Here is a 14,540-nt window from a genome sequence, read left to right on the forward strand (position 1 = left end):
CGGCGCGCACGCCCTGCCGCGCACCGGTCGCGAAGCCCCGACCGGGCCGTGCCCTCCGTGCCCCGGTCGCCCCTCTCCCACCCCCTGCCCCCGCCGGGCCGGCTGCTCCCGCCCGGCGGCGGATCCCCCACCTCCTCCCCACGGAGTCGCCATGCCCCCTGTCGACGTGACGAGACCCGAGCCCGACCCCCGGAACCAGCAGCCCCTCGACAACGACTTCACCGTCCTGATCGTCCCCGAGGCCATTCCCGTGCCCGGCACCTCGGTGGAGGTCCTCCAGACGGCCGCGGCGAACCTCAGGGCCGCCGCGGAGGAGGTCGCGGAGGGAGGCGCGGGGGTCGAGAGTTCGTGGCAGGCCCTCCAGGCCCACTACACCGCTCCCGAGTCGGAGGCCCTCCTCGCCGCGATGGGCCCGGTCGCCCGCAAGGGCGACACCGTCCTGGAGGACGTCTCCGCGGTCGTGACCGCGCTGGAGACCTTCGCCGAGGAGGCCGAGAGCGCCCGGACCCGGCTGCGCAACATCAGGGACGACGCCGTGGCCTTCGTGGAGGAGGTGCGGGACGAGGAGTTCTGGGCGCTCAACCCGTGGCACTACGGCAAGAACCGCTCCCTGAAGCTGTGGGCCAACATCGTCTGGGCGACGTTCCAGGAGGCGGAGAGGGAGTGCGCCACCGCCATCTCCGCGGTGAACGGGCAGGGCAACACCTACACGGCCGTGGGCGATGAGGCGCCCGGTCCCCGGGAGATCGTCTACGGCCTCGACCCGGACAAGGTCCCCGACATCGCGTTCGACCTCACCGAGTTCTCCGAGTGGCAGCGCGCGGGGGAGGAGGGCTGGGCCCACCTCACGGGGTCGGACAAGCCGTGGCCGCTCGACTGGGCCGCCGACGCGTTCGCCGCCCAGCAGGAGCACTTCGGCGTCGGGATGGCCTGGGGCCTCGGTGTGGGAGCCCTGTCCTCGATTGGGCTGTGGCGCGCGGGCAGCGGGTGGGCCGGCAGCGTCGGCGAGGCGGTGGACAACGCCGTCACCCACAAGGAGGAGGCCTTCCAGGGGTACGGCGCGCTCGTCGGGATGTACGGCGAGGACGGGTGGATGAACCCGTTCGACTCCGAGGAGGGCTCGGGGCGGACCTGGCGGGAGAACGCCGGGGCGGCGTGGACGGAGGTCGGCCACGACCTGTTCCCCTGGCGGGAGTGGGAGGACCGGCCCGCGTACACGCTGTCCACGGCGGGCGGGAACCTGGCGCTGACCGTGGTGGCGTTCCCCGTCAGGGGCGGCATGCTGCTCAGCCGGATCGGCGGTGGCGGGCCCGACCTCCCGGACATCGACGTGCTGGAGCGCCCGGGGGTGGCCTGGGAGCCGGGCGCCGCGGCCCGGCCGGGGTTCAGCCTGGCCCAGACGCTGAGCGGGATCAGGACCGGGTTCTCCGACACCTCCACCGGCATCGGGCTGCGTCTGGACCAGCTGCGCACGGGGATGGCGGCGCGGTTCGCCCACTGGGAGGTGGTGGAGGGCGCGCCGGAGCCCGACGGGAGCGGCGGGCCCGGGGCCGGACCGGAGCCCGGGACCGGACCGGTGCCGGTGCCTGTCCACGCGGGGGACGGGGGTGTTCCGGACGGCAGGGCCGGGGCGCCCGCGACGGCGGTCCCGGCCGGTCGCGGCGACGACGTGAGGGTCGCCGAGCTCGTCGCCGACGTCGAGCGCTACAGCGGCATGGACGCCGACGCGCGGCCCGCATGGCTCCTCGCACGTGAGGAGGTGCCGGTCGGTGCCGGTGCCCGGGGCGGGGGGACGGAGGTCCCCGGCGGGGACGGTACCGGCGACCGTTCCGACCAGGACTTCCGCATCAGCGCCGCCCACGACCCGGATCCGCGACCCGCCACCCCCGCCTCGACGCCCCGCGACGGAACCACTGCCGCAAGCCCCGCCCCGGTCCCCGACGGTCCGAGCACTGGTCACGGAGGCGGCACCCCTCGCCAGGCCGAAGGGGCCCCTCTGCTTCCGAGCCCAGAAGAACCTCCCACCACTTTTCCGGTGGGTGAGGGCTTCGAGTTCCGCAATGTCGACGACGGTGCCGGAGACGGGGCATCGGATGTCATCGTCCCGGAGCCGGTCAGGGAAGTGGCCGGGGAACTCGATGAACGTGCCGAGGACAGAAGTTCTCTGATCGAGGATTTCGGCCTGGGTACAAGGGGAGGAACTTATCCTGAGGCGTATCAGGACAAGCTGCCGACCGCCGACCCGATGAAGCTTCGTGAGTTTGCGTCCAGGGGAAGAATCTTGGGCGAGGTTCTAGATGGGATGGTGACGAGAAGGGATGATCGCGGTCTCATTCTGGAAGTCAACGGAATCGATATCAAGGTTTGGCTTGAGAGGCTGGTGGTGCACAGGGGGAATGAGATGGCCGAGTTCAAGGAACGGCATGGATTGAGTGATGCCTCTCTCGGCAAGAAGGGCGGGGCGGTCAACGCGATCGTCATCGACAGGCGATCAGGGCTTGTTGCGGAAGGCTTCAACGGGCACAGTAATGGTACGAGCATCCCCGATGTTGAATTGCATGGGTTGATCCGGGATCGGATTGCACAAATGCATCGCCCTGTGGATCCTCGGGTGCCGGGCTCCGGCTACCCCCAGTACAACGAGAATCAAGAGGTGGTGCGCTATACCCCCTACCCCCATGGGGACACTCCCACGCGCCATGCGGAGGTGAAGGCCCTCAATCGGTTGCTCCAGGAGAGGGAAGCGGCTGGAACGGAGGTTATCGTGGGGGAGTTCCAGTTGGATAATAGATTCACTCTGAAGGCAGAAAGGCCCGGCGACTGCCCTTGTTGTGCGAACTGCTATAGAATCACCGAAGGGGTTCCCGCCCCCCGGGTGGGGAAGAACACCTGGCCTCCAACGAATGAGGCGTGCGAGCTGGTCGGAAGGGATGGTCCTCCCCGTGAGGCGAGTTGATTCGGAAGAGCTCGATTACCTGGATGAGATTTCAGTCAGGATTCCAGGGGGAAGTTTCACCGGGCAGGCCGTTGAGAAAGACGGGAGGTTCACGCATTACCAGACCTTCGTGAAGGGCTACGCCCTCGGTCCGGTTTTCCTACTGAATGAACGCGGCGTGGCCCTTGAGTACTCCAACCGTGTCGGAAATATTTCCCTTGGTCCATATTTCTTCTGGGACGAAAACGGAAGGCTCCGTGAAGAAGGTGTCTCGGACTACTCTGACGGGAGTCTGAGGGTTCTACGGAGATGGGACGAAGCGGGAATTCTTGTTCACTTCGAGGAGAATCCGCCGCGTGCGCCGTTCGTGGATCCCGAGACAGGGGAAAATCTTTTCAGACCTTGGCGATCTGTTCCTTCCCATCCTGGGATTCCAGGGCGTGAAGGTTATGTGGAAGCTGTCGGGATGGGGGAGTTGGACTTCGAGGGTCGAGTGACGTATCAAGGTGCTGCCTATACAGGCGAAGCGGTGCTCGTTGAAGGATCCGGGCGGGCCGAGATGCGGACTTTTGTAGAAGGGGCCGAGGACGGACCTTTTCTAGTGTGGTCGCCCAGCGGAAAACTCGTGACCCAGGGGGTTACCCGAGATCCCTATGGTCCGGTCGGGCCTTGGCACGAGTGGAACGAGGAGGGGAGGCTTCTCTCCGAGACGATCTACGACGCGCTGGGCAACCGCATCATCTTCCGTGGGATGGACGAGGCGGGGAACATAGCGAAGGAGGAGGTCTTTCCTCCGGAGCGCTTGCTGCGGGATCCCGAGACCGGGGAGGAGCGCCCGGCTCCGTGGCTGTAGATTCCTGGCTGGGAATATATGGTCAGGCCGAACCCTCAGAAAACGGAGAAGTCGTTGTTCATCGTGGTAAGAGATCCTGAGAAATACGAGATCGAAGAACTGGTCCAAATGTACCTGGACGAGGGGTTTGACCGGGGGCACGCGGAGACTTACGCGAAGGTCGCCAAGAATTCTCCGGGCGATGTCAGGTTAGAATAACCCCTCAGATGATGCCTGTGCTCATGGTCTGGCACCTTTGATGGGTGTTATGGCGGTCTGAGGCTTCGATATTTTGCGAGGACTGTCGAAAGGATGCCTTCCTGGCTGATGGAAAAATTAAGGGAGGCCAGGCGTCTGTGGCAGTGGAAGGCGAGTTCGGGCAGTCAAAAGGGAGGGTTGGGGAATGGGTGGGCGTCTGCCGGTCGGTGGTTTGGGAATGATCGAGCAGCAGGAGATCCTTCAGGGGATCGGTGAAGATCTTCTTGGGTTTGCCCCTGAGGGCTGGGAGCGGCTCCGTTATGAGTACTCCGCTGTTGCTAAATATGCAACCGACAGTCTTACGGTTGAATACTCGAACGGCGAGTCCGAAATGGTGGACTGCCCGGTCACGGTTCTCTCGAAGCTCGCAAGGCTGCGGGCAGGGATGTACCAGGAGGGGAAGGGGACGTGGTTCTCGGTCGAGTACACGATCGTGCCCCCCTCGAAGTACAGCGTGGACTTCAACTACGACGAGTACCCGGACTTCACGTTCCGCCCGAGCCCCGAGGGTTTCGCGGACGACCTGAAGACCTTTCCCCGGGCCGAGGGGTTCGTCCCCGATTGGTTGAGGGAGCAGGTCGAGGCGGCGCGGGGCGGGGCCGGGTAGTCCGCACACCCGACCCGACCCTCACCCCCACCCCGCCACCAGCCGGTCCTACAGCGCCCCGGACCGCCCGCCGAGGTGCTCCGCGAAGTGCCTCTCGATGGCGCGGTGGAGCATCACCTGGTTCTCGGGGTTCGCGAAGCCGTGCCCCTCGTCCTCGGCGACGATGTACTCGACGGGCACCCCGCGCGCACGCAGGGGTCCGACGATGTTGTCGGACTCCGCCTGGACCACGCGGACGTCGTTGGCGCCCTGGGCGACGAGCAGCGGGGTGCGGATCCGGTCGACCATGGTGATGGGCGAGCGGGCCAGCATGTCGGCCTCCTGCTCCGGGATGTCGGGGTCGCCGACGTAGCGGTACCAGTTGTTGGCCATGCTGGGCTTGAGGAACGGCGGCAGGGTGCGCATGAAGTTCGCCAGGTCCGAGATGCCCACGTAGTCCACCGCCGCGGCGAAGTAGTCCGGGGTGAACGTGACGCCGACGAGCGCCGCGTAGCCGCCGTAGGAACCTCCGGCGATGCCGATGCGGGCAGGGTCGGCGTAGCCCCGGGCCACCGCCCAGTCGGCGGCGTCGATGAGGTCGTCGTGCATCTTCCCGGCGAACTCGCCGATCGCGGCGGAGATGTGCCGCTTGCCGTAGCCGGTCGAGCCCCGGAAGTTGACCTGGAGCACCGCGTAGCCGCGGTTGGCCAGGAACTGCACCGTCTTGTCGAAGGACCACGTGTCGTGGGCCCAGGGCCCGCCGTGCACGAAGAGCACCAGCGGCAGGTTCTCGGGCGCCGCCCCGAGCGGCAGGGTCAGGAACCCGTGCAGCGGCAGACCGTCCCGGGCCGGGAACCGGACCGGGGTCATGGGGGCCAGCTCGGCGGGGTCCAGCTTCGCGTGCGGGCGGAAGAGCAGCCTGCTCTCCCGGGTCGCGTGGTCGTAGAACCAGGTCGCCCCCGGGTCGCGGTCGTGGACGAAGGAGACGACCCACCGCTGCTCGGACTCGTCCGAGGACACCGATCCGAGCACGCCGTCGGAGAGCTTGGACAGCTCGGCGTACACCTCGGCGAAGTGCGGGTCCAGCACCTCGATCCTCGGCCGGTCGCCCACGAAGCGGGCCGCGATGACCTCCCCGGTGCGCCGACTGAAGTACAGGGCGGGGGGCAGTCCGGGGGACACCATCCCCATGGTGCACAGGCTGTGCCCGTCCACGGCGGCGACCACGGTCTCCTCGCCGGTCTCCCGGTCGAGGCGGACGACCCGCATGTCGTCGGAGTCCCGGTGGGAGCCGAGCAGCAGGCCCTTCCCGTCCGGGGTCACCAGCTGGAGGGGCAGCCCGTACGGGTACTCCGGGCCGCCCTGCCGGGACAGGAGGCGCTTGTCCCCCTCCGCGCCGTCGATCGCGTAGAAGGAGTGGGTGCCGTCGTCGGCCACCTCCACGTGGAAGGCCGGCTCCCCCTCGCTGTCGACCAGGGTGTTGCTGGTCGGGGCGGTCTGTTCCACGAGCACGGTCGTCTCGCCGGTGGCCACGTCGATCCGGAACACGTCGAAGAGCATGGGCCTGAGGTTCATCCAGACCCGCACGCTGCCGGGCGAGGGCTTGTGCGGCTCGACGACGGCCACGCGGGAGCCCGGGGCCATGGGCGTGAGGTCGACGGCGGGCTCGTCCGGTGCGTGGAGGTCCACCCGGTAGAGGTGCCAGTCCTCGTTGCCGTCGGTGTCCTGGAGGTACAGGAGCCAGCGCGGGTCGTCGGTCCAGTGGTAGGTGTGGACGCCGCGCCGGGTCTCGTGCGTGACGCACACCGCGTCCTCGTGGCTCTCCCCGACGCCGCGCACCCACACGTTCGTGCGGCCGTGCTTCGGCGCCAGGTAGGCGATCCGGGTTCCGTCGGGCGAGATCGACGCACCGGAGAACTCCGGGTCGGCGAAGAACTCCTCGACGTCGAACAGGGTCGGAAGGGACTCTCGGCTCGTTGTCTGGGTCATCCGGTGCTCCAGTCGGGGTCGGCGTCGCGTGAGCGTGCGGCGCGCCCCGTGCGGTGCGCACCGCCGCCCGGGGCCCTCCCGCGGACGGCCCCGGAACCAACGCAACACCATGACGTAGGGGCACGGTCAATCCGGCGGGACGGCGGTCCGGGCCCGCGCCGAGTGTCCTCCGGCTGCGGCAGCATGTCCGGTATGGACAACCCCCAGACCTATAGGGACGCGGCTCGCGAGAAGGGCGTCCCCGAACACGTCATCGACCACGCCCTGCGCCTCACCCTTCCCCAGACCGAGCTGACCACGTCGGACGCCGACGGCGGCGTCCCGGCCGGGAGGTACGGCGGTCTCCCCTCCCTCCCCGCGGGGGTCGAGTGGGGCGGCGGGCTGGACCTCGTCGCGACGGTCGACTGCGCGGCCCTCCCCCCGGACGGGTTCGACCTCCCGCTGCCGCGTGACGGACGCCTGCTGTTCTTCGCCAACAGGACCGACCCCGAGGGGGCCGTGCTGATCGAGGACTCCCGTGCCGTGATCCACATCCCCGCGGGGACGCCCACGACCGAGCGGGCGCTCCCCGAGGGCGCCCTCCCCGCTCTCGACCCGCGCCCCCTCTACGCCCGGGCCGTCCGGAGTTTTCCGACGCCCGCCGACGACGCCGTCCTCTCCGACCCGGAGACCAGGCTCCTCTACCGGGAGTACAGGCTGGGCGATCACGATCACAGGATGCCGTCCTGGGACGACAGCCTGCTCCTGGGCGGGTACGCCTACTCGCCGCAGGACCCCCCGATCATGGGCTCCTCCCCGGAGGACGAGAAGGGGGGCTGGGTGCTGCTGGCCCAGGCCCAGCTCGACATGCCCGAGGACCGGGGGTTCACCGCGTGCCCGTTCTGGATCATCCAGCGCGATGAGCTCGGGGCGGGGAACTTCGCGGCGGCGGCCCTGGTGACGCTGACCTACCACTGAGGCGGTTCCGGCGTTCCGCACGCCCCGGACCGCACGCCCCGGCGCGGCAGCCGGCGGACGGGCCGCCTTCCCGCCCACCCGTCCGCCGACCGGCCCGCGGACACCGCGGCCCGCCCCGCGCGGGGCGGGCCGCCGTGTCCCGCAGGACCGACGGGTCAGGGGTGGCGGATGTCCGGCCAGGGCGCCGCGGCGCCCCCCGCCGTGGCGTCGCCGAGGGCGAACGACGGGTGCGGCGGCTGGTTGTAGGCGGTGTTCTGCCAGGCCAGTGCCACCCGGTACTGGGTGTCGTGCACGAGGGTCGGGACGCGCAGGTCCGTCTCGTGCGGCGTGGAGTAGATCCTCAGGGCCGTGTTGTCGGCGGTGCGCCAGACGACCTCCTCGCGCCAGTCGCCGAGGATGTCGCCGGACAGGGCGGGGGTCGCCTTGGTGCCGTTGTTGGAGGAGACGCCCTGCCCGTCGAGCAGGCGGGTGCTCCCGTCCGGGTCGTACTCGTCGATCCGGGTCCCGTCGAGCAGTTCGCGGCTCCCGTCGCCGTCCCACCACACCAGGAAGTTGGCGGAGCCGGGCTTGGGCCCGACCTCGTCGCCGTCGGTGTCGCGCAGTCCGGACACGCTGGAGGACCAGAACTCGGCCCCCGGGCTGCCCGCCCAGACGTCTCCCGCCACGCCGCGTCCGTTGTCGTTGCCGGAGCCGAGGGTCCACAGCACGTCGCCGGTGGCCGCGTCCGCGAGCCAGGCGTCCGGGGAGGCGGTGTTCTCGCCGACGCCGTACACCTCCAGGCCGGGCCGGTCGGGGACGAAGTCGCCGACGTGCAGGGCGTCGCCGTGCCCGTGGCCGGTCTCCCACAGGCCGGTTCCGTCGTCGTCCACGGCGGCGGCGCCGAACATGACCTCGTCGCGCCCGTCGCCGTCGGCGTCCGCGACGGACAGGCTGTGGAAGCCCTGCCCTGCGTAGGCCCCGTTGCCCGGGGCGTCGGAGTCGAACACCCAGCGCCGCGTCAGTTCGCCGTCGCGGAAGTCCCAGGCGGCGATGACCGCGCGGGTGTAGTAGCCGCGGGAGAACACCATGCTGGGGTTCTCGCCGTCCAGGTAGGCGGTCCCGGCGAGGAACCGGTCGACCCGGTTCCCGTAGTTGTCGCCCCAGTCCGCGACGTTGCCGCGCCCGGGGGCGTAGTCGGCGGTGTCGAGGGCGCGGCCGGTGGCGCCCTCGAACACGGTCAGGTACTCGGGTCCGCTGAGCACGTACCCGCCGGAGTTGCGGTGGTCGGCCCCGGCGTCGCCGATGACCGTCCCCTCGCCGTCGCGGGTGCCGTCGGCGGTCTTCATGGCGATCTCGGCGCTGCCGTCGCCGTCGTAGTCGTACACCTGGAACTGGGTGTAGTGGGCGCCCGCCCGGATGTTGGCGCCCAGGTCGATGCGCCACAGGCGGGTGCCGTCGAGTGTGTAGGCGTCGATGAGCACGGGGCCCGTGGGCCCGCTCTGGGAGTTGTCCTTGGCGTTGGTCGGGTCCCACTTGAGGACGATCTCGTACCGGCCGTCGCCGTCGAGGTCGCCCACGGAGGCGTCGTTGGCGTCGTAGGTGTAGGCGGAGCCGTTGACGCTGCCGCCCTCGGGACGGTCCAGGGGGACGTCCAGGTGGCCGTCCGCGAAGGTGAGCGAGGGCGCGGACGGGGGCTGCTCCTGGCCTCCGACGACCGCGGCGACGGTGTAGGCGGCGTCGGCCGGGGCGTCGGGGTCGAGGTGGTTGGTCGCCCCGGTGAGGGGTTCGGGGGTGATGAGTTCGCCGTCGCGGTAGACGTTGAACGCGGTGGCGGGGTCGTCGCCGCCGAGGAGCCGCCAGGTGACGAGGTTGCCGTCGGGGCCGCCGACGCTGACGACGCCGCGGTCGAGCCGCTCGGCCACGCGTGCCCCGGCGGGGGCGTCGGAGGTGTCGGAGGAGGAGGGTGCGGCCGTCGCGGTCGCGACGCTTCCGGGGTCGGTGAGGGTGAGCGCGCCGGCGCCGAGGGCCAGCGCGGCGGCCGTGGCTGCCGTGACGGCGGTCCGGCGCCGTCGGTGAGCGGGGGGTGGCATGGGTTCCTTCTCTCGGGGGGTCGCGGGCGGGGTGTGCGGCCCCGCTCCGCCGGGGGTCGGCACGCATGTAGGCAAGCGCTTACCAGGCGTGTCGGGAACAGAACGTAACACGGCGGCGACTCAGGGGGAATCCCTGCAACCGGACGCGCCGCCGCCCGCCCCCGTCGGCGCGGGGGCGGGCGGGGTCAGGCGACGTGGACGCTCTGGCCGTGTTCGTCGACCTTCCGCTCGCCCGGGTCCACCGTCGTGACGTATCTGCCGGTGCAGCCCGGGTCCGAGAAGACGTGGACCGGGCCGTCGGTCCGGTTGTCGACCACGAGGGGCCAGCGGTCCGTGTCGTAGCAGCCCCGGGGGTCCCGGTGTTCCGTGCCGTTGATGACGAGGGCGCCCTCGGCGGCCTGCGCCGGAGCGGCCCCGAGGGCGAGGGTGGAGAAGGATGTGAGGAGCAGTGCGGCCATGGTGTGCTTCACGGGCATTCCGATCACTTCGGGTGATGTATTGAGCACATAATGTCCACGCCTGCAAGTGGAGAAACCGCCCGGCGTGCTGTTGGGGCGCAGGTCACGCCGCATACGGGGCAAGCGACCGAATTCTCTGCGACCGGGTGGCCCGGTGGCCGGACCGCTCGCCCTCCGTGGGCCGGGGCCTGCGCCGGGCCACGGAGGACACGGGCGGGCGCTGCACAGGACCGGGCACAGGACCGGTCCCGGGGCGAGGGGCGGTCAGCCGCCGAGTCTGGCCGCCTGCATGTCGGTCAGCCGCCGCACGAAGACGGCCGCGGCGACCGCCGCCGGTACCGCCACCGCGTGCGCGGCCAGGGCGGCCCAGGCCATCGGCAGGAACTCGAACTCGTACACCTCGATGGAGCCGAAGTCGCCGATCCCGTGCCTCTCCTCGATCATCAGCGCCCACGGGGTCCAGAACAGGGGCCAGGTCGCCAGGGCGGGCAGCCACAGCGCCCACCAGAGGTGGACCACCCCGGCCGGGGCCGTGCGCCCGCCCCGGTCCGCGGGGCTGGAGGCGTGCCAGACGTCGTCGGCGATCTGCTTGGGGAGCCAGAGGTTGCCCACCGGGACGAACCAGCCGAGCACCGCCATGCGCGGGCGGTAGCGCAGACGCCCGGGGGCGAACGACTCCGCGAGCGTGCGCACGCGCAGGAACCAGACCGTCCAGGCCACCAGAAGCCCCGCGCCCAGGGCGATCTGGACGTACCAGAGGGCGAGGGCGAAGGTCCGCCACCCCCACAGCTCCCTCGACGCCGCATAGGCGTGGCCGCTCAGCTCCACGCCCGATTCGGCCGCCACGACGAGCTGGTGGACGACCGCGACCGCGGCGGCGAGCGCGAAGAGGACGAGCAGCCAGTGGACGGCGGCCTGCTCCCCGCGCGGTGGACGCGGCGGGGCCTCGCCGCGTGCGCGGCGGCGTTCGTGGACCAGCAGGGGCGCCGGCGGTCCGTCGGGGCCGACCGGATCGACCGGGTGGCCCGGGGCGGGGACGCCGGGCGGGCGCGGAGCGGTTCCGCGGTGGCCGCCCGACGCCGGAACCGGTTGCGGGTCGGATCCCCCCGGCCGGCCTCCCCGTGCGGCGCGCCCCTCGGGGGCGGCGTCCCCTCCCGGGACTCCTCGGGCCGGGGCGTCCCCCTCCGGGACACCCCCGGCCGGGGTTCCCATGGCGGGGGTTCCCATGGCCGGGACGGCCTCCTCCGGAGTGTCCGCCTCCGGGACGACCGCGGTCAGCGCGAGGGTCCGGCGTGCGGCGACGACCCGGGTCAGCTCCTCGGGGAGCCACCGCTCGTGGACGGGCGCGGGCAGGGAGGCCGTGAGCGCGGCCAGTTCCTCCAGCGCCCCGCCGACCCCGGGGCGGTCGTCGGGCTCCTTCGCCAGGCATCCGGCGACCAGGGCCGCGAGGGTGGTCGGAACGCCGCCCAGGTCCGGGGCCTCGTGCACGATCCGGTAGGCCACAGCGTGGGCCGGGCCCTGCCCGAACGGGCTGCGCCCCGTGGCGGCGAAGGCCAGCACGCACCCCAGCGAGAACACGTCCGAGGCCGGGCCCACCGGCAGGGCGCGCGCCTGTTCGGGGGACATGAACGCGGCCGTTCCCAGCACCGTGGAGGTCCGGGTGAAGGACGTGGCGTCCAGGGCGCGGGCGATGCCGAAGTCGATGAGCCGGGGCCCGTCCTCGGCGAGGACGACGTTGGCGGGCTTGAGGTCGCGGTGCACCACCCCGCAGGCGTGCACCGCCGCCAGGCCCTCGGCCAGTCCCGCGCCCAGCACGGCCACCGATTCCGCCGGGAGCGGTCCGTGGTCGGCCACGGCCCGGTGGAGGGAGGGGCCGGGGATGTAGGCGGTGGCCAGCCAGGGCGGGTCGGCGTCGGGGTCGGCGTCCACGACCTGCGCGGTGTAGAACCCGCCCACCTTCCTCGCTGCGGTCGCCTCGGCGGCGAACCGCCGCCGGAACTCGGGGTCCTCGGCCAGTTCGGGGTGCACGGTCTTGACGGCGACGAGGCGCCCGCCCGGTGAGCGTCCCAGGAACACCCTCCCCATGCCGCCCGTGCCCAGCCGCCCCGCCAGCCGGTAGGGGCCGATCCTGAGGGGGTCGCCGTCGCGCAGGGGGGTGGCCATGGGATCACGCTCCGCCAGAGGTCGTGTGTCCGAACGGCCTGATGATCCCAGAAATCCGCCCCTGTGGGGCATTGTGCCCGCATCCGGCCAGGGCGGACACCCGCGCGGGGCGCTGTCCCGCCCGGGGTGTCCCGGGCCCGCGCCCGCGCCCGGCCGGGCCTCGGGATCAGGGCCGACGGAGGGGCAGGGCGGCCCGGCCCCGAACGGTGTGTGGTCCCGCCCGGGGCCGTCCCGCTCCGCGGCGGGTTCGGTCAGTCGTGGTTCTCCTTCTGCTGAGGCAGGGAGGACGATTCCGTCGGAATGGACCATGCCGCGAGCAGGCGCAGTGCCTCCGCTGAAGGGCTGCCGGGTTCAGCCGCGTTGACGTACATCGTGAGGCCGGGCTCTCCTGCCAGGGCGAGCGCCTCGTAGACCAGATCGATGTCCCCGACGATCTCGTGGTGGACCCTCTTCGTTCCCGCCCGGTGCTCGTGCACGTTGCGTGAGGCCCATCGGACACGGAAGTTATCGGACCGGGTGGCGAGCTCACCGATCAGGTTGGACAGGTCGTTGTCGTGCGGGTTCTTGGCGGCGGTGAGATGGAGCATCGCCGCGCTGTCGCCGGCGACCTCGTCCCAGTCGCGGTAGAACGACTTCGCACCCGGGTCGAGATGGATGTAGCGGGCGTGGTTCCAGGGCCCGGTCGAGCCGGAGAGCAGTCCCGAGTAGAGGGCCCGCGCGAGCGCGTTCATCGCCACGATGTCGGCCCGCTCGTTCTGCACGATCGCAGGCAGGTCTGTCATCTGGTCGAGGATCAGCTGCAGCGTCGAGCGCACAGCCGGTACCGCTGGGCGCCGGACGCGAGTTCTCGCCGCTCTGGTCTGGCTGCCGCGGGTGAGGTGGAAGAGGTGGCGGCGCTCCAGCTCGTCGAGCTGGAGCGTGTCGGCGATCGCGTTCAGCACGGAGTCGGACGCGCCGGTCGCGTCACCGCGCTCGAGCCTGGTGTACCAGCTCACGCTCACGCCGGCCAGGGCGGCCAGCTCTTCGCGGCGCAGCCCGGGAACCCGGCGTCCGCCGCCTCCGGGGAGCCCGGCATCCTCCGGTCGGATCCTCGCTCTGCGAGAAGCGAGGAACTCGCGCATCTCGGCCCTGTTGTCCACGAACCCGATTCTAGTTGCGCTCCGGCGGATGAGGGGGTCACTGCCGATGACCCCATCAAGCGGCTCTGCCACCAGGGGAGACGCTGCTGTTCCATGGGGTCATGACTACTGCACGGGCTTATGCCGCGACCTCTCCGACCGACCCGCTCGCACTCACAACGATCGAGCGTCGCCCTGTCGGACCGAACGATGTGCTGATCGACATCGCCTACACGGGCGTCTGCCACTCCGACATCCACACCATCCGCGGCGATTGGGGCCCGATCGCCTACCCGCTGGTCGCCGGCCACGAGATCGTCGGCACCGTCACAGAGGTCGGCTCGGAGGTCTCCCGCCACAAGGTCGGCGACAGGGTCGGCGTCGGATGCATGGTGAACTCCTGCCGCGAGTGCGTCAACTGCCTCGCCGGCCTGGAGAACTACTGCCTGAAGGGCAACACCCTGACCTACGGCAGCGTCGACCGCGACGGCACGATCACGCAGGGCGGCTACTCCACGCACATCGTGGTCGTGGAGGACTTCGTGGTCAGTGTTCCCGAGAACATCCCCTACGAGGCCGCGGCCCCGCTGCTCTGCGCGGGCGTCACCGCCTACTCGCCCCTCGCCCACCGGAACGTCGGCCCCGGTAAGAGGGTCGCCGTCGTCGGCATGGGCGGCCTCGGGCACATGGCGGTCAAGTTCGCCCACGCGATGGGCGCTGAGGTGACCGTGCTGTCGCAGTCCCTGAACAAGCAGGAGGACGGCATCCGCTTCGGAGCCGACCACTACTACGCCACCAGCGACGCGAGCACTTTCAAGACGCTGGCCGACAGCTTCGACCTCATCGTGAACACCATCAGCGCACCGGTCGACCTCCAGGCGTACCTCTCGCTGCTCGCCCTCGACGGCACGATGGTCAACCTCGGAGCACCCGCCGAGCCGCTGCCCGTCTCGGTCTTCGCCCTCATGGGCAACCGTCGCTCCTTCACGGCGACCTCGATCGGAAGCATCGCCGAGACGCAGGAGATGTTGGACTTCTGCGCGGAGCACGCCATCGCACCCGAGGTCGAGCTCATCGCAGCGGCCGACGTCAACGCCGCCTACGAGCGTGTCCTCGAGTCCGATGTCCGCTACCGGTTCGTCATCGACGCCGCCACCATCTGACCGGTGAAACGT

General features: G+C 70.7%; 10 protein-coding genes. 5 read left to right on the forward strand and 5 right to left on the reverse strand.

Annotation, left to right across the window (positions count from 1 at the left end):
- Positions 1-151 precede the first annotated feature (151 nt).
- From ABZ234_RS17535 to ABZ234_RS17545, 3 genes are all read left to right on the forward strand, one after another.
- Positions 152-2,956, forward strand: a complete 2,805-nt coding sequence (locus ABZ234_RS17535) for a hypothetical protein (protein ID WP_355012765.1) — start codon at positions 152-154, stop codon at positions 2,954-2,956.
- Positions 2,943-3,788, forward strand: coding sequence for a hypothetical protein (locus ABZ234_RS17540; protein ID WP_355012766.1), 846 nt, complete (start codon positions 2,943-2,945; stop codon positions 3,786-3,788). Before ABZ234_RS17535 ends, ABZ234_RS17540 begins: the two co-directional genes overlap by 14 nt.
- Positions 3,789-4,203: 415 nt before the next feature.
- Positions 4,204-4,632 (forward strand): hypothetical protein, encoded by a 429-nt coding sequence (locus tag ABZ234_RS17545; RefSeq protein ID WP_355012767.1) that lies wholly within the window; start codon positions 4,204-4,206, stop codon positions 4,630-4,632.
- 48 nt (positions 4,633-4,680) lie between these two features.
- Here ABZ234_RS17545 and ABZ234_RS17550 read toward each other — a convergent pair whose 3' ends face one another.
- On the reverse strand, positions 4,681-6,600 hold the full coding sequence (locus ABZ234_RS17550) for a S9 family peptidase (protein WP_355012768.1): 1,920 nt from the start codon (positions 6,598-6,600) through the stop codon (positions 4,681-4,683).
- A 192-nt stretch (positions 6,601-6,792) separates the two neighbouring features.
- Between ABZ234_RS17550 and ABZ234_RS17555 the strand changes: the two genes are divergently transcribed.
- Entirely contained in the window at positions 6,793-7,557 is a 765-nt protein-coding gene (locus ABZ234_RS17555; RefSeq protein WP_355012769.1) for a DUF1963 domain-containing protein, read from the forward strand.
- A gap of 155 nt (positions 7,558-7,712) precedes the next feature.
- Here ABZ234_RS17555 and ABZ234_RS17560 read toward each other — a convergent pair whose 3' ends face one another.
- The 4 genes from ABZ234_RS17560 to ABZ234_RS17575 all read right to left on the reverse strand — a co-directional run bounded on the left by ABZ234_RS17560 (position 7,713) and on the right by ABZ234_RS17575 (position 13,386).
- The gene (locus ABZ234_RS17560) at positions 7,713-9,626 is read right to left on the reverse strand and encodes a rhamnogalacturonan lyase (RefSeq protein WP_355012770.1); all 1,914 of its coding nucleotides are present in this window, start codon (positions 9,624-9,626) and stop codon (positions 7,713-7,715) included.
- Between the two features lie 185 nt (positions 9,627-9,811).
- Positions 9,812-10,102: a hypothetical protein gene (locus ABZ234_RS17565; protein WP_355012771.1), complete on the reverse strand. Its 291-nt coding sequence runs from the start codon at positions 10,100-10,102 to the stop codon at positions 9,812-9,814.
- Between the two features lie 246 nt (positions 10,103-10,348).
- The gene (locus ABZ234_RS17570; RefSeq protein WP_355012772.1) at positions 10,349-12,247 is read right to left on the reverse strand and encodes a DUF4328 domain-containing protein; all 1,899 of its coding nucleotides are present in this window, start codon (positions 12,245-12,247) and stop codon (positions 10,349-10,351) included.
- Positions 12,248-12,498: 251 nt separating this feature from the next.
- Positions 12,499-13,386: a helix-turn-helix transcriptional regulator gene (locus ABZ234_RS17575; RefSeq protein WP_355012773.1), complete on the reverse strand. Its 888-nt coding sequence runs from the start codon at positions 13,384-13,386 to the stop codon at positions 12,499-12,501.
- 101 nt (positions 13,387-13,487) lie between these two features.
- Between ABZ234_RS17575 and ABZ234_RS17580 the strand changes: the two genes are divergently transcribed.
- Positions 13,488-14,528: an NAD(P)-dependent alcohol dehydrogenase gene (locus ABZ234_RS17580; RefSeq protein ID WP_355012774.1), complete on the forward strand. Its 1,041-nt coding sequence runs from the start codon at positions 13,488-13,490 to the stop codon at positions 14,526-14,528.
- Positions 14,529-14,540 lie beyond the last annotated feature (12 nt).

The organism is Nocardiopsis sp. NPDC006198 (genome assembly GCF_040613895.1).
In the GTDB taxonomy this organism is placed as follows: Bacteria; Actinomycetota; Actinomycetes; order Streptosporangiales; family Streptosporangiaceae; genus Nocardiopsis; species Nocardiopsis tropica.

Coding starts and splice junctions, on each gene's coding strand:
- ABZ234_RS17550 (WP_355012768.1), bottom strand. CDS start 6,600: ATGACCCAGACAACGAGCCGAGAGTCCCTTCCGACCCTGTTCGACGTC.
- ABZ234_RS17555 (WP_355012769.1), top strand. CDS start 6,793: ATGGACAACCCCCAGACCTATAGGGACGCGGCTCGCGAGAAGGGCGTC.
- ABZ234_RS17580 (WP_355012774.1), top strand. CDS start 13,488: ATGACTACTGCACGGGCTTATGCCGCGACCTCTCCGACCGACCCGCTC.
- ABZ234_RS17545 (WP_355012767.1), top strand. CDS start 4,204: ATGATCGAGCAGCAGGAGATCCTTCAGGGGATCGGTGAAGATCTTCTT.
- ABZ234_RS17570 (WP_355012772.1), bottom strand. CDS start 12,247: ATGGCCACCCCCCTGCGCGACGGCGACCCCCTCAGGATCGGCCCCTAC.
- ABZ234_RS17565 (WP_355012771.1), bottom strand. CDS start 10,102: ATGCCCGTGAAGCACACCATGGCCGCACTGCTCCTCACATCCTTCTCC.
- ABZ234_RS17560 (WP_355012770.1), bottom strand. CDS start 9,626: ATGCCACCCCCCGCTCACCGACGGCGCCGGACCGCCGTCACGGCAGCC.
- ABZ234_RS17535 (WP_355012765.1), top strand. CDS start 152: ATGCCCCCTGTCGACGTGACGAGACCCGAGCCCGACCCCCGGAACCAG.